Below are 20,752 nucleotides of genomic sequence, written 5' to 3' on the forward strand. Positions count from 1 at the left end.
GAACGATACCCAATCATACCTCACGTTTCGATCCCATGATACTTCGCCGAAGCATCGCCACATTTCTCACGCTCCTTCTGATCGTGGGCCTCGGCCCTCTCGCCGCGCAGGCCCAGCAGGCTCAGGTCAACCAGCCGGCTCCGGACTTCACGCTGCAGGCCGCTGACGGGGAGACGCACAGCCTGTCCGATTTTGAGGGGAAGTACGTCGTCCTCGAGTGGCTCAACTACGGATGCCCGTTCGTTCAGAAGCACTACCAGAGCGGCAACATGCAGAAGCTACAGAAGGAATACACCGAGAAGGACGTCGTCTGGCTGTCGATCGTCTCGAGCGCGGAAGGGAAGCAGGGCTACTACCCGCCGGACGAGATGGTCGAGCAGAAAAAGAAGCACGACGGCGAGATGACCGCGATCCTGATGGATCCGTCGGGGGAGGTGGGCCAGACGTACGGCGCTCGCGTCACGCCGCACATGTACGTGATCAATCCGGAGGGCCAGCTCATCTACATGGGCGGCATCGATGACAAGCCGACCACCGACGTTGCCGACATCGAGGGCGCGACGAACTACGTCCAGCTGGCGCTCGACGCCGCGATGAACGGGGAGGAGGTTGAGATTCAGACCGCGAAGCCGTACGGTTGCACCGTGAAGTATGCGGCCCGGTAGTTCTTGATGGCATTTTGAGCAGTAACGGGACGACCTGCTGGCGTTGGCTGGCGGGTCGTTCTTGTTGTGAATTGCTTTCTGTCTCATTTTTTGGTCCGCCAAAAAACGAGACGCAAAAAAGCTCCCCGGCGGTCCGCACTTCGTCTAGTGCTTCACGGGCGGCGCTAAACAAATCGAAACTCGTCCGCGGCGCGGACTCGAACAGCGATTTGTTTTTGCCGCACCGCCCGTTCCACACTCGAGACGACGAACTGCGCAAGGCCGGGAGACAGCACCCTCGGTTCAGTGATAGTACGTGCGTCGTTCCGGCCCTTGGAGACGTTCGTCGTCCGAACGGGAGCGGAGGCGCCGCGTCCAATCGCTGTTTGGTCTACCGGTTAGCGAAAACGTTTGGTGGGAAATGCTCCCTGCCCGCAGGCCTCGAAGCAGGACCGTCAGCTATTTGCAGGTCTCTACCAGAGAGGTCAAGGCCTTGGAGCATTTCAGCGGAGCAGGAGCGGACGTCAGGCGAAGGTCTCCCCGGCCTTGACTTTTTTACGCCGGTTTTTTGGTCAAGCAAAAAACCGGTACCTCGGGCCGAAGAAGACTCCAACGATCGACCACACCAACCACACTTGGGTATTCTCAGAACTGACATCCCCAACCAAAGAATTGACTTTAACGCCAGCGGGCAGCAGGTTGGGGGCATTCGGATACATCTCGTTCACGAGCCTGTCCAATGATCACGCATAACCGCCTTTCTGATCTGGATCGCGAGGAGTTGAGTGAGCAGTTGCATCCGCTTATTGAGCCGAGTTACGAAGACGGCTGGCCGCTCATCCGCCGGGAAGTCGAACAGGCGACAGATCTATACAGACTTTGGGAGAGCGGCGACATCCACTCCTTCTTTCTGGTTGCGTGGCACGAATTAGAGGTCGAGGGCAGGCAGCGTCCGGCCGTCTACATGGGGTTGAGCGCGACGGATTCGTCGGCCAAGAACACCGGTCGCGTGCGAGGGCTCTACGCCCGGTTTATCGTCGATGCCCGGAGGCGGGAAGACCAGCTCGGAATGAACGTCATCTGCTGGGGTACGGCCGCGACGCCGTCCAGCGTCCACGCCGTGCAAACGCTCTGGACTGGCGCAGAGCCGGGTGTGGCGGGCGCGTACACGGAGGAAGGGGCTCAGATTGCCCGAGCCATTCGCCGATACAAGGGAGCGGAGCGTGCCGCCTCAGAACATCCATTCGTGCTCAAGAACGAGGCGCCGTCCACGCGCTACTCCACGGTCGAGCGGCAGCGGATCGACGCCGTCAAAGAAAAGCACAACTTCACGCTCCTCGACGATCTGGGAGTGGACGAGGCCTGTGGGGATCGGCTCCTGCTGGTCGCATCGCTTCCTGGTACGGTGGTGTGAAATGGCAAACTTGGCAACTTCTCATCGTGAAAGGTCATATTACGTTTTAGTATTTCGATCGTAGCGTATATCGAGATCCGTTTTCCGAAGTAGTAGACTCGTTTGTACACGTTTTGTATGGAACGCGACACGATACGTAGCCGATTTGAGGAGTTGACTGTCTGGAGTCGGGGAGATCAACGTGCGCCGCATAAGCCGTTACTCGTTCTCTACGCTCTCGCAGAATTGGAGCGAGGAAATCGGTGGGTGGGCTTTCTCGATGTTGATGAGCATGTGACGGCTCTTTTAAAAGAGTTTGGTCCACCGCGGAAGAGCCATCACGCGGAGTATCCGTTCTGGCGTTTGCAGAACGACGGTGTCTGGACGGTGCTGGATGCGGAGAATCTGACGCGCCGTGCCTCGAACACCGATCCGCTCAAGAGCGAGCTCAAAGAACACAACACACGGGCCGGATTCCTGCCGGACGTCTGGTCAGCGCTCGAAGACGACGCAGCACTCCGTCACGAGATCGCCCGGATGCTGTTGGACGAGCACTTCGCCGACTCTCTCCATGAGGACATCCTCGACGCCGTCGGATTAGACCTGACGTATCGGTCGACGAAGCGTCCATCGCGCGATCCAGCGTTCAGGCAGGATGTGCTCCGTGCCTATCGCTACCGGTGCGCCGTATGCGGGTTTGACCTGAAACTCGACGCGCGTCCGATCGGCCTGGAAGCCGCGCACATCAAGTGGCGCCAGGCGAGAGGACCGGACCAGGTCTCGAACGGCATCTGCCTGTGCGCCCTGCATCACAAGATGCTCGACAAAGGTGCCATTCATTTTACGGTCGACCTCAAACTGATGCTCTCGGAGTCGCTGCATGGATCCAATCCGCACTTTCGGGAACTGCAGGATCAGGAAGGCCAGCGAATTCACGTCCCGCAGCGAGACGCATACTATCCGGACGAGAATTTCGTGCAGTGGCACGTGAAAGAGGTCTTCCGCGGGGAGTACGCCGCCGGATAGATTTCGCCGAACGAATCCACGGTCGTTGATAGGTGGGGAATTATTTCGCAACACCGGTCGTTACGATTCTGCTCTGAGGCCGATATGTGACGTTCGAAGGTCACTTAATAGCTCCTTATTGGCTACGTAGGCAAGCGGGATTGGATGTGCACGTCCTAGAAGTTTTTCAGATAGTTCCTTCGCTATCTATATCTCAAATTTAGAAGAGAATGCTCGTCATGCACCGTTTAACTGCTGTACTTTTGCTTCTTCTCGTTTCTGTGTCTGTAGTTCAGGCTCAGACGCCCGATTGGAAAGCCGAACTCGGCGAGGACATTGTCCAGATTCGAGGTGACAAGATGATGATGGAGGAGTATGCACTCTTGAAGCTGAACGTGGAGGGACAGAAGACGAATAACCTCCAGGTGAAGCTTTACGCGGAGGCTCCGAAGGACGGAATTATCAGTCGAGATAACTTCGTCAATCTCACGTCGATGATCACTTACATGAGCCTTCTGGAAATATATGCTCGGGCCTACCAGTTGTCCGCAAGCGAGTATTTACAGGCAGTGGACATCGAGCAGATTCCCAATCCGATCGGGACGCCAGATATCGAGCTGAACCTCACGGCGACGAACGCTGGTCTGCAAATTGAATTCGTCAATACGGCAGACAATCAGCGCCGTAGGGTCACGCGGACCTGGGAAGAAATGTATGCGGAATAACTGTGTAAGGCGCGAAAAACAGTGTCCAGCAACATTGCTTTAGTCATGCTGGCATTGCGAGCGAGTCTCAGTGTTAACACAAGGGCATTGAATGACTGAGCCAGAGGTTATCGAGCGGGTCCGATCGTTCTTGCTCGACACTCGATTTCCAGAAGAAACGTCTGTCCAGCATTTATGCACGGATGCGCACCACACGCTGGTTGAGCACGGCGGACTGGGACCATACCAGCGGGTCTCGATGCCATACGCCGACGAAATTATGCATCCTGATCTTGTTGGTCAGCTATCGGATGGTGAAAGCTTATTTGCCGTCGAAGCCAAAGGGGAGGGCGATCTCGTGAAAGGGATCGGTCAGGCGGAACGGTATCAGGAAGGTGTGCAGAGAAGTTTTTTTGCTCTTCCTGCAGACCGTTTTACGAGTGCGATCGAACGCATGGCAGCACAGAAGAATGTGGGGCTTTTGACCGTGGCGGAAGAGGTGACGCCGCTCTATTGGCCGCGGCCCAGGCAGCCATGGCAGACAGCATATCGGTCCGTCTGGCGCCAGATCGACACTGGATTGCGTGCACAGGGATGGAGCACGTTTACCTACAATCTGCCAACTCATTATCTGGCGTGGACGCTCGCACTGGATCCGGAGATGCTGCATGCTACGGGCAGCGTGAAAGATGTGATCGCTCCCTACCACCGCATGCCCAAGGACTGGAAGGCAGCACTCCGCGGGGCGAAGAAGCTGGGGCTTGTACGGCGTCACGGCAATACAGTCGAGCTGACGCCCACGGGTTGTGCCGTACGAGACATTTTAGATACCTCGCTTGAGGAATGGAACGACATTCACAAACGGGCAATCTATAAGCCGCTGGCTGACGTCTTCCCTCGCGCTGGCGCTGCACTTCGGATTTTGCTTCTTCGAGAACCCGAAGTTCGCCTGCTGGTGCGTGCGCTACGGCAATTCGATGATAAGGAGGCCGCGATGCCGAAGCTTGCGAAAACGTGCGATTCCATCGACCACGACCGGACGCCGGCACTTCTTTTTACGCCGGAGCGAATCGACAGCATGATGGACAAAGCCGGAAGGATCTTGTGGGATCAGGTTGACGGTATGCACTACCGCTCGACGACCTTCTATCAGATGAAGCGTATCCTGCAGCACGCGGGCATCCTCGAAGACACGGGCTTGCAGTCAAATAGCGCAAAGTCTTACAAGCCTGCTGAAGACCATTGGGCTCTTCGGATGCACTGATATAGAGGCGTAGTTGCATTGCGACGCTTTATAACTCGCTAGACACGGAATCCCAGTCGAATCCAGGATGTCTTTAGCTCTCGTGGCCTGCGTAAAGACGAAACGATCGGAGCCGGCACCAGCCGAGCAATTGTACACCAGTCCATGGTTTAAAAAGGCTCGACAGTACGCGATTCAAGAAAGCGAGACGTGGCGTATTCTGTCTGCCAAACACGGATTGCTTCATCCAGAAACGAAGATTCCTCCCTACGAAACGACGCTTTACGATTTTAGCGCCGATCAGCGTTGGGAATGGACCTCCTCCGTACTGAAGAGCTTGCATCCACTTCTGCGTATCCACGATGAGGTTCTAATCCTTGCCGGCAAGCGGTACCGCGAGTACATCATCGACCCTCTCCGTGAGAACGGAGTCACCGTGCGCATTCCAATGGAAGGGCTCGGACTTGGCGAGCAACTCCGGTATCTGAATGAGCAGCTCGACGGATGAGAAATACTAAAACGGGTTTACCCAAAAGAAAAACGCCCTCCGATCGCTGTTGAGAGCGTCAGAGGGCGTTTTTGGGTGTGCCCGAGAGAGGACTCGAACCTCCACGGCCTTAACGGCCACATGAACCTGAATCATGCGCGTCTACCAATTCCGCCACTCGGGCGAGTGACTGTCGGGGCGCGGCGCGGGGCCGGCGTCCCGTTTTTTCGTGACGCTTGAAGTCTCTATACTGGGTCTTTGTTTCGTGAAGTTGCATTGAGGGAGGCTACCGGCGCACACCGCAGTGGGCGCTAAGAGTCGTTCACAAAACTTGCTTTGATGCCGAAAGCGAGCGAAAGGGTGGGCTCGCAAGGCGCGCGAAGCAGTCGTACTCGGAGCGGTACGACGATGCAGCGACGCGAACCTGGTGCCTATGGTGCGGAACGCGGCGACCCGCCCTTGGAGCGCTGTGAGCAAAGCGATCAAGTGCCCTTGGGGCACGCTTGCAGGCCGAATGAAGTTTTGTGTGCGGCTCAAAATATAAACTCCACGCGGCGGTTGCGGCGGCGACCCTCGGCGGTGTCGTTCGGCGCGACCGGCTCGCTGGCGCCGGCACCCCGGACGGTGAACTCGATCCCGCTCACGTCGAGCGTCTCGGTCAGGTACGTCCGCACGCTCTGTGCGCGCTCCAGCGAAAGCGAGTCGTTGTAGGCGGCAGAGCCTTGCGAATCGGTGTGGCCGACGATGGTGGCGGACTCGACCTCGCGTTTCTCCAGCGTCTCGGCGATCTCGCGGAGGCGGACCTTCGCTTCCGCACGGAGGGCGCTGCTGTCGAGATCAAAGAGGAGGGCGCCGGCGAGCTCGATCACCTGGCTCGCGTGAATGGCGCCGACGGCGTCGATGTCAGCCCCGGGATAGTTGCCGCTGCAGTCCTCGCCGTCGTCGGTCAGCCGAACGAACCGGAAGACATCGCCCGCGTCAGCGACGTCGGAGATATCGACCGAGGCGGTGCCGCCTTCGATGCCTCCGACTTCGTTCCACTCATTCCCATCGGTGGAGACGGACACGAACGTCGGTTCGACGTCCGGGCCGACTTCGAACACGTGCAGGTCGGGGCCTTCGCGGTCGATGAGGACGTTGTCGGTAAACTGAAGCTCCAGCACGCCGCCGCAACCGAGGGTTATTGCTGTCTCGATGCCGCGGCCGCGCTCGTAGTTCGGGAGGCCGAGGGCGAGTGTGCCGTCCTCAGCGGTTTGCTTTGACATCGGGTCGCCCGGGTCGAACGAGGTGACGGTGTCGGCAAAGGCTTTTTCTCCGACCTCGAACGTGATCGTGTTGCCTTGCTCGTCTTCGATCCTAACGGGCTGTGTTTCCTGTGCGTGCGCTGACGCACTGAACAGGCTGGCGAGGACGATCGTCAGTGCGAGTGCAAGCATCCGCATAGGATAAGGCAGTGCCATGATTGAGCCGATTCGATTAATATACACGTTGCGGCGCATTGCGATGCGCCCGTATACATGCGGAGAAAATGCATGCGTGGGATTCGTGCGATGCGCCCTTACGGAAAGATCATCGCGAGGCGGGCGGATGAAGGCAGAGCGGCACCTACGCCGCCTGGAGGAGGAAGAGCTGGTCGATCCAGTCGGCGATTTCGTCGCGGATGCGGCGGAAGGCCTGGGGCTGCTTCGCCTCGGGATAGCCGTCGGGGTCGTCGAACGGACGGTGGATGACCATCTCATTGGCCCGAATCGAGGGGCTGACGTCGCGCGTGCCAGCGCAAAGCGTGATGACGTAGTCGAAGACGTCGTCGCGATAGGTGTCGAGCGACTCGGATCGGTGACCGGTCAGGTCGATGTCGAGGTCGGCCATGGCCTCCACGGCCAACGGATGCACCTCCGTGGGTTCGGAGCCCGCGCTGTAGACGGAATAAGCGTCCCCTCCGCGAGCGCGAAGGAGGGCTTCGGCCATCTGAGACCGGGCGGCATTCGCCGTGCAGACGAAGAGAACCCGCGTCGTATCCTGGGCAGTCATGAGCGTGAGAGGCAGCAGACTGGAGCGAAACTGCAACGCTGAAGTAAAGCAGAACGTGGCCAAGCCGCAAGGCTTTCCCGGGTCAGTCGGTGTGAATTCCGGGGGCTGGCGCTCCGGCTCGGGAGGCCAGGGCGTCTGGGGGAAAGGGAGAGTGGGGGAAAGGGAAAATGTGCGGAGGTCTGGAAGTGCGAAAGATTGGACGGTTCGATACAGGCACGCTGTTTTAGCAACGTCTAACGCTTTAACGTTCCAACTCTTCAACGCCCCAACGCGAAAACGCGAAAATAGAAGCCAATCCACAATCGACAATCCACGATTCACAATCCCAAACGCCCAACGCATCACCGTTCAACGTTTCAACGCAAAAACACTAAACGTTGAACCCTGAACTATGAACTATTATTGATCGTTTTCAGCGCCTCCCGCGCGGCCTGCTGTTCTGCCTGTTTCTTGCTCCCGGCCTGACCCTGTCCGTAGGCAGTGTCGTCGACGAGGGCTTCGACGGTAAACGTTTTGTCGTGGCTCGGGCCTTCCTCCTGGATGACGCGATACGTCGGTTGGGGGCGACCGTCGGCCTGCATCCGCTCAAGTAGCAGGCTTTTGTAGTTTTCCTCCTGCTCCGCCACCTCCAGCAGGTCGATGCCGTCCAGGACCTCATCTCGGACGAATGTTCGCGCCGCCTCGTATCCCTGCTCGAGGTAGAGCGCGCCGACAATGGCCTCGAACGCGTCAGCGAGAATGCTCTGGTTATCTCGCCCCTCGCCCTTCGCGGCGTTTTTGCTCATGAGAAGGTAGTCGCCGAGATCGATCCGACGGGCGTACTCGGCGAGCACTTTGCCGCTGACGAGCTTGGCGCGCAGCCGGGTGAGAAATCCTTCGTTTCGATCGGCAAAGCGATGGTAGAGAAGTTCACCGACGATCAGGTCGAGCAGCGCATCGCCCAGAAACTCGAGTCGTTCGTTCGACTCGTTGGCTTCCCGGTTTCGGCTTCGAAGCATCGACCGGTGCGTCAGTGCGCGACGGTACAGAGTAAGATCCTGAATGGGGGTTTGGAGGAGGTCGGACACCATGGACGTGGTGAGTGGGGCACCATCGGCCGGTGTCTTCGAATGGGAGGACATAAGTCGGACAGAAGCGAGCGGAGAGCGAGTTATGCAGACGCGAGTCGGTCAAGCTGGGTCGGCAGCCGTTCGGGTGACGACGACCTTGCCATGATGCGCGCCAGAGGCGGTGTACTCGTGAGCGGCACCGATATCGTCGAACGTGAAGGTTCGTTCGTCCACCAGTGGGCGGAGTTTGCCGCCTTCGATGAGGACGTTGGCATCGCGGAGGATCTGTCCGTGGCGGGCGCGGTCGACGCCATGCAACATCGGGATGAGCATCAGGACGGTGTGGATCGACAGCCCCTTGACATAGGCGTGCAGAAGGTTGTGTTCTTCGCGCGCGGCAATCGTGGCCATGCGACCGTTGAGACGGGTCGCCTCGAAGCAGCGCTCGATGTTGTCGCCGCCGACGGTGTCAAAAACGACGTCGAATCCGGTGCCATCGGTGAGTCGGTCGACGTAGTCGGACACGGCCTCTTCGTCGTAGCGAATGCCGTGGTCGGCACCGAGGTCCATCGCCATGTTGAGCGCGTCACTGGACGACGCCGTGACCGAGACCTGCGCACCATGTGCATGCGCGATCTGCAGTCCAACGTGCCCGACGCCGCCCGTTGCGCCGTGAACCAGGACGTGATCCGTCGGGCCAATCGTGGCTTTCTCGATGAGTGCTTCCCAGGCCGTGATCGTGACCAGCGGAAGCGCGGCGGCCTGCTCGAATGTGAGAGACTCGGGCATCGGCGCCAGCAGATCGGCATCGGCCGGCATGAAGTCGGCCAGCGCGCCGTGCGGAGCCCCTTTAAATCCGCCTGCGCATCCGTAAACCCTATCGCCGACCTCGAACGTGTCGACATCGTCCCCGACGGCGACAACCGTGCCGGAGACATCCCCGTGCAGGATGGCCGGCAGGTCGGGCGCAAACGCCTCCGCCACGCCGCTCCGGAGCTTGTAGTCGATGGGGTTGACGCTCGTTGCGGCTACATCGATGAGGACTTCGTCGGGGCCGGGCGACGGAACGGAGCGCGTCGTTTTTCTAAAAACCTCTGGGCCACCAAATTCCTCGATGACCCACGCATTCATCGTATCGGGAAGGGGCATGGCTGTGGCTGCTGGTGCAGGAAGTCGATGGACATGGTACCTACGATGCCGTCCGTTCGCTGTTGCCCCCGAAGTATGAAAGTGTGGATGTATGAACGTGTGGACGTGTTTGAGTGTGAGGGGATGAGGGTGTGAGGATGTGGGAGTATGAGAGCGGTACGAGATGGCGCGGCGTGTCACGGGTTTCGCCGGTGATCGGAAGTCTGATGGTGTGCCCCCCAACTCTGAACGTTGACACCCTGTTTGGCGGATGGGCCGCGAAAAGCAGGAGGCGAGGGTCGAGTATCAGCTACGCCTGCAGGTAATCATTTGACGCGAACGCAGTAGACACGATAAGCGAAAGTCTGCGACGACTCTGCGTTGTGAGCGTCACGAGGGCCGACCGCCAGGAGGCTCGTACCGTTGAGTGGCCGAAGGCTGTCCGCCGAACAGGTTCTGAACTCTGAACACTGAACTATCAGTATTCTGAACTCTGAACGTTGAACTCTGAACTTGTCGTTGTGCCAAACCCATTTCCGAAGTGCAAGTATATTTTGTATCGACCGTAATTACGATCCCGACAGACAGCTGCCATGGCCTATCAGACGGTTTCGCCGACGACCGGAGAAGAGATCGCTCGTTACAGCACCCACGACGCGGATGAGATCGATGAACGGCTGAACTGGGCGATGGAGGCGTTCAAGGATCATCGAGACCGCACGTACAATGCGCGGGCCGAGCGGCTGGAGACGGTGGCTGATCTGCTGGAAAAACGGGCCCGTGAGTACGGCGAGCTGATGACTCGGGAAATGGGCAAGCCGATCGACCAGGCGGTGTCGGAGGCCGAGAAGTGCGCCTGGGTCTGCCGCTACTACGCGCAGCATGCGGAGTCCTTTCTGGCAGACGAGCCGGAGGAGACGCCGGCCAAACGGAGCTTCGTGGCGTACGAACCGCTCGGGCCGATCTTCGCGGTGATGCCGTGGAATTTCCCGTTCTGGCAGGCGTTCCGCTGCGCGGCACCGGCGCTCATGGCCGGCAACGTCGTTCTGCTGAAGCACGCATCCAATGTGCAGGGCTGCGCGGACGCGATGGAGGATCTGTTCAAGGAGGCAGGCTTCGAAAACCACGAATTTCAGGTGGTGCGTCCGGCCAGGAAGCATGTTTCGGACATCATCCAGGATCGTCGCGTGCGTGGAAGCGCGCTCACAGGGAGCGTGGCTGCCGGCTCGGCCATCGGGCGAGAGGCGGGAGATGCGATCAAGCCCTCCGTCCTCGAACTCGGTGGATCGGACCCGTTCATCGTGCTCGACGACGCAGATCTTGACAGGGCCGTCGACATCGGCGTGACGGCGCGGATGCAGAACAATGGACAGAGCTGCATCGCGGCGAAACGATTCATCCTGCACTCGTCGATCGCAAAGGAATTCACGCGCCGGTTCATCTCGGCTGTTGAGGACCTCAAGGTCGGCGACCCGATGGATGACATGACGGACATTGGGCCGATGGCGCGGGAGGACCTGCGTGACACGGTCCACGATCAGGTTGAGCGGGCGATTCGCGACGGTGCGGTGGCAGAGGCCGGCGGGCATTCGGTCGACCGGGACGGCTTCTTCTACAAGCCGACGGTCCTTACGGAGGTCGAGCGGGGAACGGTTGCGTTCGACGAGGAGATCTTCGGTCCTGTCGCGTCGCTTATCGTTGCGGAGGACGCTCGTGAGGCGGTCGACCTGGCCAATGATACGCGGTTTGGTCTCGGCGCGTCGATCTTTACCGAAGACCGGGAAAAAGGCGAACGGCTCGCCCGGCGAGTTGAGGCAGGCTGCGTCTTTGTCAATGAGATGGTGAAAAGCGACCCGCGCTTGCCGTTCGGTGGCGTCAAGGACAGCGGCTACGGCCGGGAGCTTTCACGGCACGGCATTCGGGAGTTTGTCAATGCCAAGACGATCTGGGTCGAATGAGATGTCTCATTTTTTGGGCCGCCAAAAAACGAGACGCAAAAAACTCCCACCAACGGGCACTAGCTCGCTTCGCTCACGTCGCCGGCTGTCCGCGCTTCGTCTAGCGCTTCGCCTTCGCCACACCAACCGGTACTAGCTCGCGTTGCTCGCGTCGCGGAACGAATCCGAACGGCCCAAAGGGTCATCCCGTGGACTCGCGAGCACGGCTCGCTCAGACAAGGATTCGTTTTGTTCGTGGCTCCGTCTCCACGCTCGAGACGACGAACCGCCCAAGGCCGGGAGAAACGCGATCAGTTTTCAGTACGGATGCGTGGCCTTTTGCAGTTTCGGCCCTTGCGAAGATCGCCGGAAAGAGCGGTCCGCAACGGAAGCGTCGCATTGTCGCCATCGGTTGCCGGTTAGCCGGAGCGACCGAAGGGGAAATTCTCCTTGTCTGAAGGTCTCGAAGCAATGCGTTCAGGGTTTTATGAGGCGAATCCAGAGAGACCGAGTTTGGAGAATTTCAGCGCAGGTGGAGGACCGGTCAGGCGAACTTCGGCGGGCCTTGACTTTTTTCTCGCTGGTTTTTTGGTCAAGCAAAAAACCAGCACGAAGGATGGGGAGGGTCTTCTCGATCCTTGATGTCTCTTTTTTTGGGCGACCAGGAAAAACGAGACGCGAAAAAGTCGCCGTCTGTTCGCGCTCCGGCTGGGGTCTTCTCTCGGTCGCGGAACGAATCGAAAGGGCCCGAAGGGGCATCCCGTGGACTCGCCTGCAGAGCAGGCTCAGACAACGATTCGTTCTGATCGCGTCCTCGCTACGTCACCTGAATCGCCGGACCGCGCAAGGCCGGGAGGAGCAGCCCCCTCGTTCGAGCCTGGTACCTATGCCGCTCGCTCGCTTCGCTCACATCGCCGGGAAGCGGCTTCTGGTTGAGTGACACCAGCCTCTAATCCATATGTCATTTTGGCCCTTGCGAAGATCGTCGGAACGAGCGGTCCGCAACAGAAGCGTCCCATTGTCGCCATGGATTGCTGGCTAGCCGGATCGATTGAAGGGGAAATTCTCCCTGTTTGAAGGTCTAGAAGCAATCCGTTCAGGGTCTGATGAGGCGAATCCAGAGAGACCGAGTCCACGGGATGACCTTTCAGGCCCTTCGGAGAATTTCAGCGCAGGTGGAGGACCGGTCAGGCGATCTTCGGCAGGCCTTGACCTTTTTGCCGGTTTTTGGGTCAAGCCAAAAATCGGCACCAGGGGATGGGGGCGTTCCCGATCCTCACGGTCTCATTTTTTTGGGTCGCCAAACAACGAGACGTAAAAAAACTCCCACCAACGGGCACTAGCTCGCGTTGCTCGCGTCGCGGAACGAATCCGAACGGCCAAAGGGTCATCCCGTGGACTCGCGAGACAAGCTCGCTCAAACAAGGATTCGTTTTGTTCGTGGCTCCGTCTCCACGCTCGAGACGACGAACCGCGCAAGGCCGGGAGAAACGCGATCAGTTTTCAGTACGGATGCGTGGCCTTTTGCAGTTTCGGCCCTTGCGAAGATCGCCGGAGAGAGCGGCCGCGAACCGGAGCGTCCCCTCAATTGCCATCGATTGTGGGTTGGCGAATCGATCGATGGGGAAATTCTCCCTGTGTGAAGGTCTCGAAGCAACCTCGACAGTAGTATCTCGGGCGAATCCAGAGAGACCAAGTTTGGAGAATTTCAGCGTAGGTGAAAAGCCGCTCAGGCGATCTTCGGGAGGCCTTGACCTTTTTTGCCGGTTTTTTGGTCAAGCAAAAAACCGGCACCACCGAGTGGAAACGCCCTCCAGCCCTTTTCATGCTCACCTCGAATTGGGTCGAAAAACAAGAACCGAAAAGTCCCATCCCTCCAGGGGCCCGTTTGCTTCGGTTCACGTCACGGCTTGCCCCGGTACCATCAAGAACACCGACAGCCAGAACGATAGATCGGTCGATGTTAAGGCGTTCTGGATCGGCTCGGTTTACGATTGTACCTTGGGCTGCACCCCTAACGAAATGTTGGTCCCTCCATGACTCCTGAACGCTGGGCGCAGATCGAGCGCATCCTGGACGCGTATTTCGACCGTGAAGACGAAGGCGCTGACCGTGCAGAGGTTTTGCTCGAACTCTGCGATGGCGACGCGGCGCTGCGCGACGAGGTTGCAGCGCTTCTCGATGATGAGGCAAACGTGGATGCTGTGCTCGAGCGGGATGCGGCTTCGATCGCGGGGCCACTGGCAGCAGAGATCGTTGAGGCAGAGTTCGCGGATGATGCGGCCGGAGCGCGTCTCGGCCCGTATCGCCTGGAGGAGGAGATCGGGCGCGGGGGAATGAGTGTCGTCTACCGTGGCCGTCGCGTGGATGGACAGTTCGACCGGGAGGTGGCAGTGAAGGTGCTGCCCCGTGCGTTTTCTTCCGAACGGCGGATTGCTCGCTTCCGAGCCGAGCGGCAGATCCTGGCCAATCTCACGCATCCGTCCATTGCGTCGATGCTTGACGGAGGCGTCACGGAGTCGGGACGACCGTTTCTGGCAATGGAACTGGTAGATGGGGTCCCGATCACGGAGTATTGCGAAGCGAATAATTGCTCCGTCGAAGCGAGGCTCGCCATGTTCGAAGATGTCTGTCGTGCGGTCGAGCAGGCACATCGTCGCCTCATCGTCCATCGCGATCTGAAGCCCGGCAATATTCTCGTCACCGAAACGGCCGACGGCCCGGCTGTGAAGTTGCTCGACTTCGGTATTGCAAAGCTGCTGGACGAGGACGACACGGCGTGGACGGCGCCAGTGACGCGCACGGGAGAGTATCTGATGACGCCGCAGTACGCCGCGCCGGAGCAGGTGCGAGGGGAGGCGATCACGACGGCGACGGATGTTTACCAGCTTGGCGTTCTGCTCTACGAACTGCTGGCGGGGACCCGTCCGTTTCAAGTCCAGGGTCGAAGCCTTACGGAGATCGAGCGGGTGGTCCTGGAAACGGACGCGGACCCGTTGTCGGAGGCGGCCGAACGAGAGGGCAAGAGTGCTGGCATCGTACACGCACTCCGCGGCGATCTGCAGACCATCGTCAGTAAGGCAATGCGGAAGGATGCGGAGCAGCGCTACATGTCCGTCGAGGCTCTTCGCATCGACCTGGAGCGCTCACAGAACGGACTCCCGATCGAGGCGCGTCCACTCACGCTTGGCTATCGAACGCGCAAGTTTGTCCGGCGGAACCGTCCGATCGTTGTGGCGGGAGCGATCGTCTGTACGCTCTTGCTCGCGTACCTCGCCACGGTCACGGTGCAACGTCAACGCATTGCCGAAGAGCGCGACCGTGTTCGACTGGAGGCGCAAACGAGTGCAGCTGTGACCGACTACCTGGTCGACCTGTTTGGTGCCACCGACCCGAACCGGCTTGAAGCAGATCCACCGACGGCACCAGAGCTCCTCGACAAAGGTCTGGAGCGCATCGGCCTACTCGGCAATCAACCGCGCGTTCAAACGCGTCTTCTTCGCGTGATGGGACGCGCCTATCAGAGTATCGGTGAGTATGAGAAAGCAGACTCGCTTCTTACGCTGGCGGTTGAAACGCACGAGCGGAATTTCAACATGCGCGATTCCGAGCTGGCGGTGGCGTATCACGTGCACGCGGGGCTTCGGATGGCTCAGGGAGAGTACGCACGGGCGGAATCGTTGCTCGTCGAATCGATCGCTATACTGACGGACGCCGACGATGCCGGCTCCGACCTCGTTCATGCGCTAGACCGGCTCGCGGATGCGCAGCGTGAAATGAGCCGAAATGACGAGGCCAGGGCGAGCTACGAGAAGGCCCTGTCGGTCGAAGAGACGCTTCCACTCGATCAGCGAGGGCAAAGGGCCGACATACTGCACGGGCTGGGTATTTTACGTGGAGAAGAAGGCGCGCTGGTACCGGCAGAGTCGCTGATTACCGAAAGTCTGCGGCTCTATCGAAACCGTCCGGGTGTGGGGCCGCTTTCGCTTGCGCGTGTGATGTCGAGCCTCTCGGTCATCCACATGAAGCAAATGCAACTGGAGGAGGCGGAGGCGCTGCTGCGTGAGGCTCTGGCACTCAAGCGACAGCGCCTCGATAGCAATCATCCGCGGCTCGCATCCACGATCAACAACCTCGCGGTGTGCCTGGAGAGAAAGAAGGATTTCGATGAGGCGGAAAAGCTGTATCGGGAAACCCTCGAGATCCTCCGCTCGAATCACGGCGAGGCCCATCCCGGTATTGCATCGACGTTGAGCAATCTTGCCAGTCTGAGCATGCGACGGGGCGATTACCGGCAGGCTGAAACGAGATATCGCGACGTGCTCGCCATGGACCAAAACCTTCTCCCTCCCGGCCACTTCTACATTGGAAACGATTATCTCCGGATCGGCCAGGCAATTGCCAGGCAGAACCGGTTCGAAGAGGCGGAAATAGAGATCCTAAGAGGGTGGGAAATTATTCGCTCCGGTCTGGATCACGAGTCGCCCGCGCTTGATCGCGCCCGGTCCCAGGTCCACCAGTTCTACACTGACTGGGACCGACCGGAAGAGGCCGATCGCTTCGCAGCCTCAACGGATACAACCGCCGCAACCACAACCGATTGATCCCGTCGTAGCTGTGTCGATCGGCCCGTAGCAGGGGCGCTCCGTCCCTCATCCCCCACACCGCAAACCTCACCCCCCAATGGCTGATCTATTCGACGCGCAGGCCGAGCAGGCCCGACAGGAGCGCGCCCCGCTGGCCGACCGGATGCGTCCGCGTACGCTCGACGAGTTTGTGGGGCAGGATCATATCCTTGGCGAAGGCAAGCTCCTCCGTCGCGCGATCGAGGCCGACCGCGTCACCTCCGTGATCTTTTACGGACCGCCGGGGACGGGCAAAACGACGCTTGCGCGGATCATCGCGAACACGACGGAGGCGCACTTTACCTCGATGAACGCCGTCCTCTCGGGCGTCAAGGACATCCGCGAGGCGATCCAGAAGGCGAAAAATCGGCTGCGCCACCACCAGACGCGGACGATCCTGTTTGTCGATGAGGTGCATCGGTTCAACAAGTCGCAGCAGGACGCGCTGCTTCCGCACGTCGAGAACGGGACCGTCGTGTTCGTGGGCGCGACGACGGAGAACCCCTATTTCGAGGTCAACAATGCTCTGGTGAGCCGGTCGCGTGTGTTCGAGTTGCAGACGCTGGACGAAGCGGACCTGCGCAGGGTGGCGGCCATGGCAATCACGGACGCGGAGCGCGGCTATGGGAATCTGGACGTGACGGTCACCCAGGAGGCGATGGATCATCTCGTGAGCACGTCGAATGGGGACGCACGCTCCCTCCTGAATGCCCTGGAACTCGGAATCGAAACGACCCGCCCGGACGATGGAACGATCTACATCGACCTGCAAGTGGCGGAGGACTCCATCCAGCAGCGTGCGGTCCTCTACGACAAGGAGGGAGATGCTCATTTCGACACGATCTCCGCGTTCATCAAGAGCCTGCGCGGCTCCGATCCGGACGCGGCGCTGTACTGGCTCGCGCGTATGGTCTACGCCGGAGAAGATCCTCGTTTCATTCTCCGACGGATGTTGATCTTCGCCGCGGAAGACATCGGCCTCGCCGATCCGGAGGCGCTGAAGATGGCGCAGAGCGCAGCGGCAGGTTTTGAGTACGTGGGCATGCCGGAGGGCCAGTTCTTGCTCGCCGAGTGCTGTCTGTACCTCGCCACGGCACCGAAGAGCAATACGGCGTTCGCGTACTTTGATGCGCTGGAGCACGTCAAGAAGGAGACGTCCGGCGAGGTGCCGGATCCGATGAAGGACGCGAACCGGGACAAGGAAGGGCTCGGCCACGGCAAGGGGTACAAGTACCCGCACGCCTACCGCGAGCACTACACGCCGCAGCAGTACCTGCCGAACGAAATGCAAGGGGTGTACTTTTACCAGCCCACGGACCAGGGCTACGAGGAAAAAGTGGCGGAGCGGTTGGCCGAGTGGCGCGACCGGGATGCCGCCGAGGAGATCACGAAGCGCGCGCACCGCTACGCGGAGGATAAGGACACGTCTTGAGGAACTGTGGGTTGTCAATTGTGGATGGTTGATTGGGTTGTGCGGCAGTCGTCGCCGTCATATCCGAACGTTCGTACATCAATCCAATCCACAACCGACCATCTACGATTAACAAAAAAACGCGCCCCGCCGGAGCGGAGACGCGCTGTGTTCCTTCTCAGTATGTTGCAGGGCCTAAAACAGGACGCCAGCCGAGATGCCGAACGTGCTGTTTTTTATTGAGGTATCGCCGTCCTCCGGTAGGTTGGTGAGGCCAAGGCCGTAGCGCGCGTCCACGGTGAGCGTTGTGACGCCGATCGAGATATCCATTCCGAGGCCGAGGATGGCACTTACGTCGGTTCCGGACGCGTCTTGGTCGGGAAACGAGATCGTCCCCGTATCTCCGCTTCTCTCTACAGACTCACTTACCTTGAAGCCAATGGCGGGACCAGCGAAGAACGACGGGGATACCGGTCCAGCGAGGGGTACCTGGAATTTGACGAGCCCATTGATCTGCGCGTAATTGATTTTGTACGTCGAGGTGATTTCCTGTCGGCCGGACTCAATGGTGCTCTTATACCCCTTCTGCTGGTACAATACCTCGGGTTGAAAGGCGAGCGGACCAACGGGGTCGATCATCAGGATGGCGCCGGCTCGAAAACCGTTGCGTCGGTCGAGTTCATCGGGAGCGTCATCTCCACGAACGCTGGCGAGGTTGAGGCCAACACTCACGCCGGGTTTGATGTCGATTTGGGCGAAGGTAGGCGATGCGCCAATGAGAAGGAGGAGAAGGCCCGCGAGAGTAAGTTTTTTGATCATGGAGGAATGATTGGAAACGAGGGATAGAGCAAGTGGGGGCAGACAAAGAAGACCTCGGCCCGTTGCTCTGGGCAGATGACGGTTTGTCGCCTACTGCAAATGATGGAGTTCGGGCAAGGTTCAGTCTTGAGTCTTCGGGCTCTGACGCATATCCTACACGACTCCCGTCCTTCTGTCTGCAATTTCCTGTCTATATGGACATCTGGCTCCGCTGGGCCCACCGAATCGACGGCTTCAGCGAACGAACGGGTCGCGTGATCTACTACTGCACGCTGGCCATGATTGTCATCGGCGCGTTCAATGCCATTGCCCGATACACGGATAAATATACCGGGCTGGGAATGAGTTCGAATACGTGGCTCGAGCTGCAGTGGTACCTTTTCGGGCTCGTTTTCCTTCTGGGTGCCGCCTACACCCTCAAGCACGACGACCACGTCCGCGTCGATGTGCTGTACAGCCATCTCTCGGCGCGCGGGAAAGCCTGGATTGATCTCGCCGGGACGATTCTTTTTCTCTTCCCGTTCTGCGTCCTGATGCTGTACATGTCGATTCCGATGGTCGAGAACTCTTGGGCCGTCCTCGAACAGTCCCCGGATCCGGGAGGCTTACCGCGATATCCGATCCGCACGATTATTCCGATCGCGTTTGCCCTCGTTCTGATTCAGGGGGTGTCGATGGTCATCAAACAGGTCGCCATTCTGCGCGGTCACGATCCCGAGGAGGTCGACCCCAGCGATTCCGTCAGTGTTGAGCCGCGGGATCCGACATTGCCGTCCGACGACACCTCTGCGGGGATGTAGCTCTGGTTTTTTCTCTCCCCCGCTTGCTTCCCCGCCCCCTTCGTCTGACTCTCTCCTGTCTTTCTTATGGATCCTGATGTTATCGCGCCCCTGATGTTCATTGGCGCGCTTGTGCTCATCTTCTCTGGATATCCCGTTGCGTTCGCGCTGGGAGGGACGGCGCTGGCTTTTGCTGCGATTGGCGTGGAGGTGGGGCTGCTGGACTGGGCGCTTCTGCAGGCGCTGCCGGATCGCGTGTTCGGCGTCATGTCGAACTACGTTCTTCTTGCCGTCCCCTTCTTCATTTTTATGGGGACGATGCTGGAGAAGTCCAGGCTCGCGGAGGATTTGCTTAAGACCGTCGGGCAGTTGTTCGGACGGACCCGCGGAGGCCTCGCCATTGCTGTCGTGTTGGTTGGTGCCCTGCTGGCAGCGGCAACCGGCGTCGTTGGCGCGTCGGTCGTCGCGATGGGGCTGATCTCGATGCCCGTGATGCTCCGGTACGGTTATTCCGAGGAACTCGCGTCGGGCGTCATCACGGCGTCGGGCACACTCGGCCAGATTATTCCGCCGAGCATCGTTCTCGTCGTCCTCGCCGATCAGCTGGGCATTAGCGTCGGCGACCTCTTCATTGGAGCACTGGTCCCGGGACTGGCGCTTGCCGCACTGTACGGGTTGTACGCGATCTCGGTCGCGTTCCTTCGTCCAACGTCGGCTCCCGCGCTACCGGACGAAGCGCTCGATATCGACCGTAGCCAGCTGCTCCGTCGCGTGGGTCTGGTGATGATGCCCCCGCTCGTGCTGATCCTGCTTGTGCTCGGAAGTATCTTCGCTGGCGTCGCGACCCCGACGGAGGCCGGTGCACTCGGCGCCGTCGGAGCGATCGGGCTCGCAGCGGCAAACGGACGTCTTTCCTTCAAGGCGTTGCGCGAGACGATGGACGAGACGACGCGGCTCACGGCCATGGTCATGTTCTTGCTCGTGGGGTCGACCGCCTTTGCGCTCGTTTTCCGCGGACTGGGCGGGGACTTCTGGATCGAGGACCTGCTCACGAATCTGCCGGGCGGCATCATCGGCTTCCTCATCGTGGCCAACCTCGCTATCTTCATCCTCGGCTTCTTTATCGACTTCTTCGAGATCGCCTTCATCATCATCCCGCTACTCGCCGTCCCTGCGGCGCGCCTGCTTACACCGGAGTTCGGGGCCACAGCCGATGCCGCGCTCGTCTGGTTCGGCGTGATGGTCGGGATGAACCTTCAGACCTCGTTCCTGACGCCTCCATTCGGATTCGCCCTCTTTTACCTCCGCGGGGTTGCACCAGACAGCGTATCGACCATGCAGATCTATCGGGGCGCCATTCCCTTTATCGTGATTCAGTTGATTGGGTTGATCCTCATCATCCTCTATCCGGAGCTCGTCACCTGGGGCATCTGATCGCTTTCAAATAGAGAAAGGGTGCCCCGCGCTCGGCCAGGCACCCTTTCCGCTACGTCTTCA

16 protein-coding genes and 1 tRNA gene are annotated in these 20,752 nt (G+C 59.5%); 11 read left to right on the forward strand and 6 right to left on the reverse strand.

The window, feature by feature from the left end:
- Window positions 1-35 precede the first annotated feature (35 nt).
- The 6 genes from CRI94_RS04425 to CRI94_RS04450 all read left to right on the forward strand — a co-directional run bounded on the left by CRI94_RS04425 (window position 36) and on the right by CRI94_RS04450 (window position 5,497).
- On the forward strand, window positions 36-665 hold the full coding sequence (locus tag CRI94_RS04425; protein ID WP_098074466.1) for a thioredoxin family protein: 630 nt from the start codon (window positions 36-38) through the stop codon (window positions 663-665).
- A gap of 718 nt (window positions 666-1,383) precedes the next feature.
- Window positions 1,384-2,058, forward strand: a complete 675-nt coding sequence (locus CRI94_RS04430; protein ID WP_098074467.1) for a hypothetical protein — start codon at window positions 1,384-1,386, stop codon at window positions 2,056-2,058.
- Window positions 2,059-2,175: 117 nt separating this feature from the next.
- Window positions 2,176-3,063: a phosphorothioated DNA-binding restriction endonuclease gene (locus CRI94_RS04435; RefSeq protein WP_098074468.1), complete on the forward strand. Its 888-nt coding sequence runs from the start codon at window positions 2,176-2,178 to the stop codon at window positions 3,061-3,063.
- Window positions 3,064-3,323: 260 nt separating this feature from the next.
- Window positions 3,324-3,767: a hypothetical protein gene (locus CRI94_RS04440; RefSeq protein WP_143815299.1), complete on the forward strand. Its 444-nt coding sequence runs from the start codon at window positions 3,324-3,326 to the stop codon at window positions 3,765-3,767.
- A 91-nt stretch (window positions 3,768-3,858) separates the two neighbouring features.
- The gene (locus CRI94_RS04445) at window positions 3,859-5,010 is read left to right on the forward strand and encodes a hypothetical protein (RefSeq protein ID WP_143815300.1); all 1,152 of its coding nucleotides are present in this window, start codon (window positions 3,859-3,861) and stop codon (window positions 5,008-5,010) included.
- A 67-nt stretch (window positions 5,011-5,077) separates the two neighbouring features.
- A complete protein-coding gene (locus tag CRI94_RS04450) occupies window positions 5,078-5,497 on the forward strand; it encodes a DUF6884 domain-containing protein (protein WP_098074471.1) in 420 nt (139 codons plus the stop codon).
- A gap of 78 nt (window positions 5,498-5,575) precedes the next feature.
- Here the strand turns inward: CRI94_RS04450 and CRI94_RS04455 are convergent.
- From CRI94_RS04455 to CRI94_RS04475, 5 genes are all read right to left on the reverse strand, one after another.
- Window positions 5,576-5,660 (reverse strand) — tRNA-Leu (locus tag CRI94_RS04455).
- A 349-nt stretch (window positions 5,661-6,009) separates the two neighbouring features.
- Window positions 6,010-6,936 (reverse strand): OmpA family protein, encoded by a 927-nt coding sequence (locus CRI94_RS04460; RefSeq protein ID WP_179862161.1) that lies wholly within the window; start codon window positions 6,934-6,936, stop codon window positions 6,010-6,012.
- A 145-nt stretch (window positions 6,937-7,081) separates the two neighbouring features.
- Complete coding sequence (locus CRI94_RS04465) at window positions 7,082-7,507, reverse strand: arsenate reductase ArsC (protein ID WP_098074830.1); 426 nt, start codon at window positions 7,505-7,507, stop codon at window positions 7,082-7,084.
- 389 nt (window positions 7,508-7,896) lie between these two features.
- Window positions 7,897-8,628, reverse strand: coding sequence for a ribonuclease III (rnc, locus tag CRI94_RS04470; protein ID WP_098074473.1), 732 nt, complete (start codon window positions 8,626-8,628; stop codon window positions 7,897-7,899).
- A 48-nt stretch (window positions 8,629-8,676) separates the two neighbouring features.
- Window positions 8,677-9,687: a zinc-dependent alcohol dehydrogenase family protein gene (locus tag CRI94_RS04475; protein WP_098074831.1), complete on the reverse strand. Its 1,011-nt coding sequence runs from the start codon at window positions 9,685-9,687 to the stop codon at window positions 8,677-8,679.
- Window positions 9,688-10,277: 590 nt separating this feature from the next.
- On the opposite strand from CRI94_RS04475, the gene CRI94_RS04480 reads away from it, so the two are divergent.
- The 3 genes from CRI94_RS04480 to CRI94_RS04495 all read left to right on the forward strand — a co-directional run bounded on the left by CRI94_RS04480 (window position 10,278) and on the right by CRI94_RS04495 (window position 17,678).
- On the forward strand, window positions 10,278-11,642 hold the full coding sequence (locus CRI94_RS04480; RefSeq protein ID WP_098074474.1) for an NAD-dependent succinate-semialdehyde dehydrogenase: 1,365 nt from the start codon (window positions 10,278-10,280) through the stop codon (window positions 11,640-11,642).
- A gap of 2,015 nt (window positions 11,643-13,657) precedes the next feature.
- Window positions 13,658-16,225 (forward strand): serine/threonine-protein kinase, encoded by a 2,568-nt coding sequence (locus CRI94_RS04490; RefSeq protein ID WP_098074476.1) that lies wholly within the window; start codon window positions 13,658-13,660, stop codon window positions 16,223-16,225.
- 79 nt (window positions 16,226-16,304) lie between these two features.
- Entirely contained in the window at window positions 16,305-17,678 is a 1,374-nt protein-coding gene (locus CRI94_RS04495; RefSeq protein WP_098074477.1) for an AAA family ATPase, read from the forward strand.
- Between the two features lie 174 nt (window positions 17,679-17,852).
- On the opposite strand, the gene CRI94_RS04500 is transcribed toward CRI94_RS04495, so the two are convergent.
- A complete protein-coding gene (locus tag CRI94_RS04500) occupies window positions 17,853-18,476 on the reverse strand; it encodes a porin family protein (RefSeq protein WP_098074478.1) in 624 nt (207 codons plus the stop codon).
- A 194-nt stretch (window positions 18,477-18,670) separates the two neighbouring features.
- Here CRI94_RS04500 and CRI94_RS04505 point away from each other — a divergent pair, with 194 nt between their 5' ends.
- Together CRI94_RS04505 and CRI94_RS04510 are read left to right on the forward strand one after the other, a co-directional pair.
- Window positions 18,671-19,276, forward strand: coding sequence for a TRAP transporter small permease subunit (locus CRI94_RS04505; protein WP_098074479.1), 606 nt, complete (start codon window positions 18,671-18,673; stop codon window positions 19,274-19,276).
- 66 nt (window positions 19,277-19,342) lie between these two features.
- Entirely contained in the window at window positions 19,343-20,689 is a 1,347-nt protein-coding gene (locus tag CRI94_RS04510; RefSeq protein ID WP_098074480.1) for a TRAP transporter large permease, read from the forward strand.
- Window positions 20,690-20,752 lie beyond the last annotated feature (63 nt).

It is taken from the genome of Longibacter salinarum (assembly GCF_002554795.1).
Classification (GTDB): domain Bacteria; phylum Bacteroidota; class Rhodothermia; order Rhodothermales; family Salinibacteraceae; genus Longibacter; species Longibacter salinarum.

Coding starts and splice junctions, on each gene's coding strand:
- CRI94_RS04425 (WP_098074466.1), top strand. CDS start 36: ATGATACTTCGCCGAAGCATCGCCACATTTCTCACGCTCCTTCTGATC.
- CRI94_RS04430 (WP_098074467.1), top strand. CDS start 1,384: ATGATCACGCATAACCGCCTTTCTGATCTGGATCGCGAGGAGTTGAGT.
- CRI94_RS04435 (WP_098074468.1), top strand. CDS start 2,176: ATGGAACGCGACACGATACGTAGCCGATTTGAGGAGTTGACTGTCTGG.
- CRI94_RS04445 (WP_143815300.1), top strand. CDS start 3,859: ATGACTGAGCCAGAGGTTATCGAGCGGGTCCGATCGTTCTTGCTCGAC.
- CRI94_RS04450 (WP_098074471.1), top strand. CDS start 5,078: ATGTCTTTAGCTCTCGTGGCCTGCGTAAAGACGAAACGATCGGAGCCG.
- CRI94_RS04460 (WP_179862161.1), bottom strand. CDS start 6,936: ATGGCACTGCCTTATCCTATGCGGATGCTTGCACTCGCACTGACGATC.
- CRI94_RS04465 (WP_098074830.1), bottom strand. CDS start 7,507: ATGACTGCCCAGGATACGACGCGGGTTCTCTTCGTCTGCACGGCGAAT.
- rnc (WP_098074473.1), bottom strand. CDS start 8,628: ATGTCCTCCCATTCGAAGACACCGGCCGATGGTGCCCCACTCACCACG.
- CRI94_RS04475 (WP_098074831.1), bottom strand. CDS start 9,687: ATGAATGCGTGGGTCATCGAGGAATTTGGTGGCCCAGAGGTTTTTAGA.
- CRI94_RS04480 (WP_098074474.1), top strand. CDS start 10,278: ATGGCCTATCAGACGGTTTCGCCGACGACCGGAGAAGAGATCGCTCGT.
- CRI94_RS04490 (WP_098074476.1), top strand. CDS start 13,658: ATGACTCCTGAACGCTGGGCGCAGATCGAGCGCATCCTGGACGCGTAT.
- CRI94_RS04495 (WP_098074477.1), top strand. CDS start 16,305: ATGGCTGATCTATTCGACGCGCAGGCCGAGCAGGCCCGACAGGAGCGC.
- CRI94_RS04500 (WP_098074478.1), bottom strand. CDS start 18,476: ATGATCAAAAAACTTACTCTCGCGGGCCTTCTCCTCCTTCTCATTGGC.
- CRI94_RS04505 (WP_098074479.1), top strand. CDS start 18,671: ATGGACATCTGGCTCCGCTGGGCCCACCGAATCGACGGCTTCAGCGAA.
- CRI94_RS04510 (WP_098074480.1), top strand. CDS start 19,343: ATGGATCCTGATGTTATCGCGCCCCTGATGTTCATTGGCGCGCTTGTG.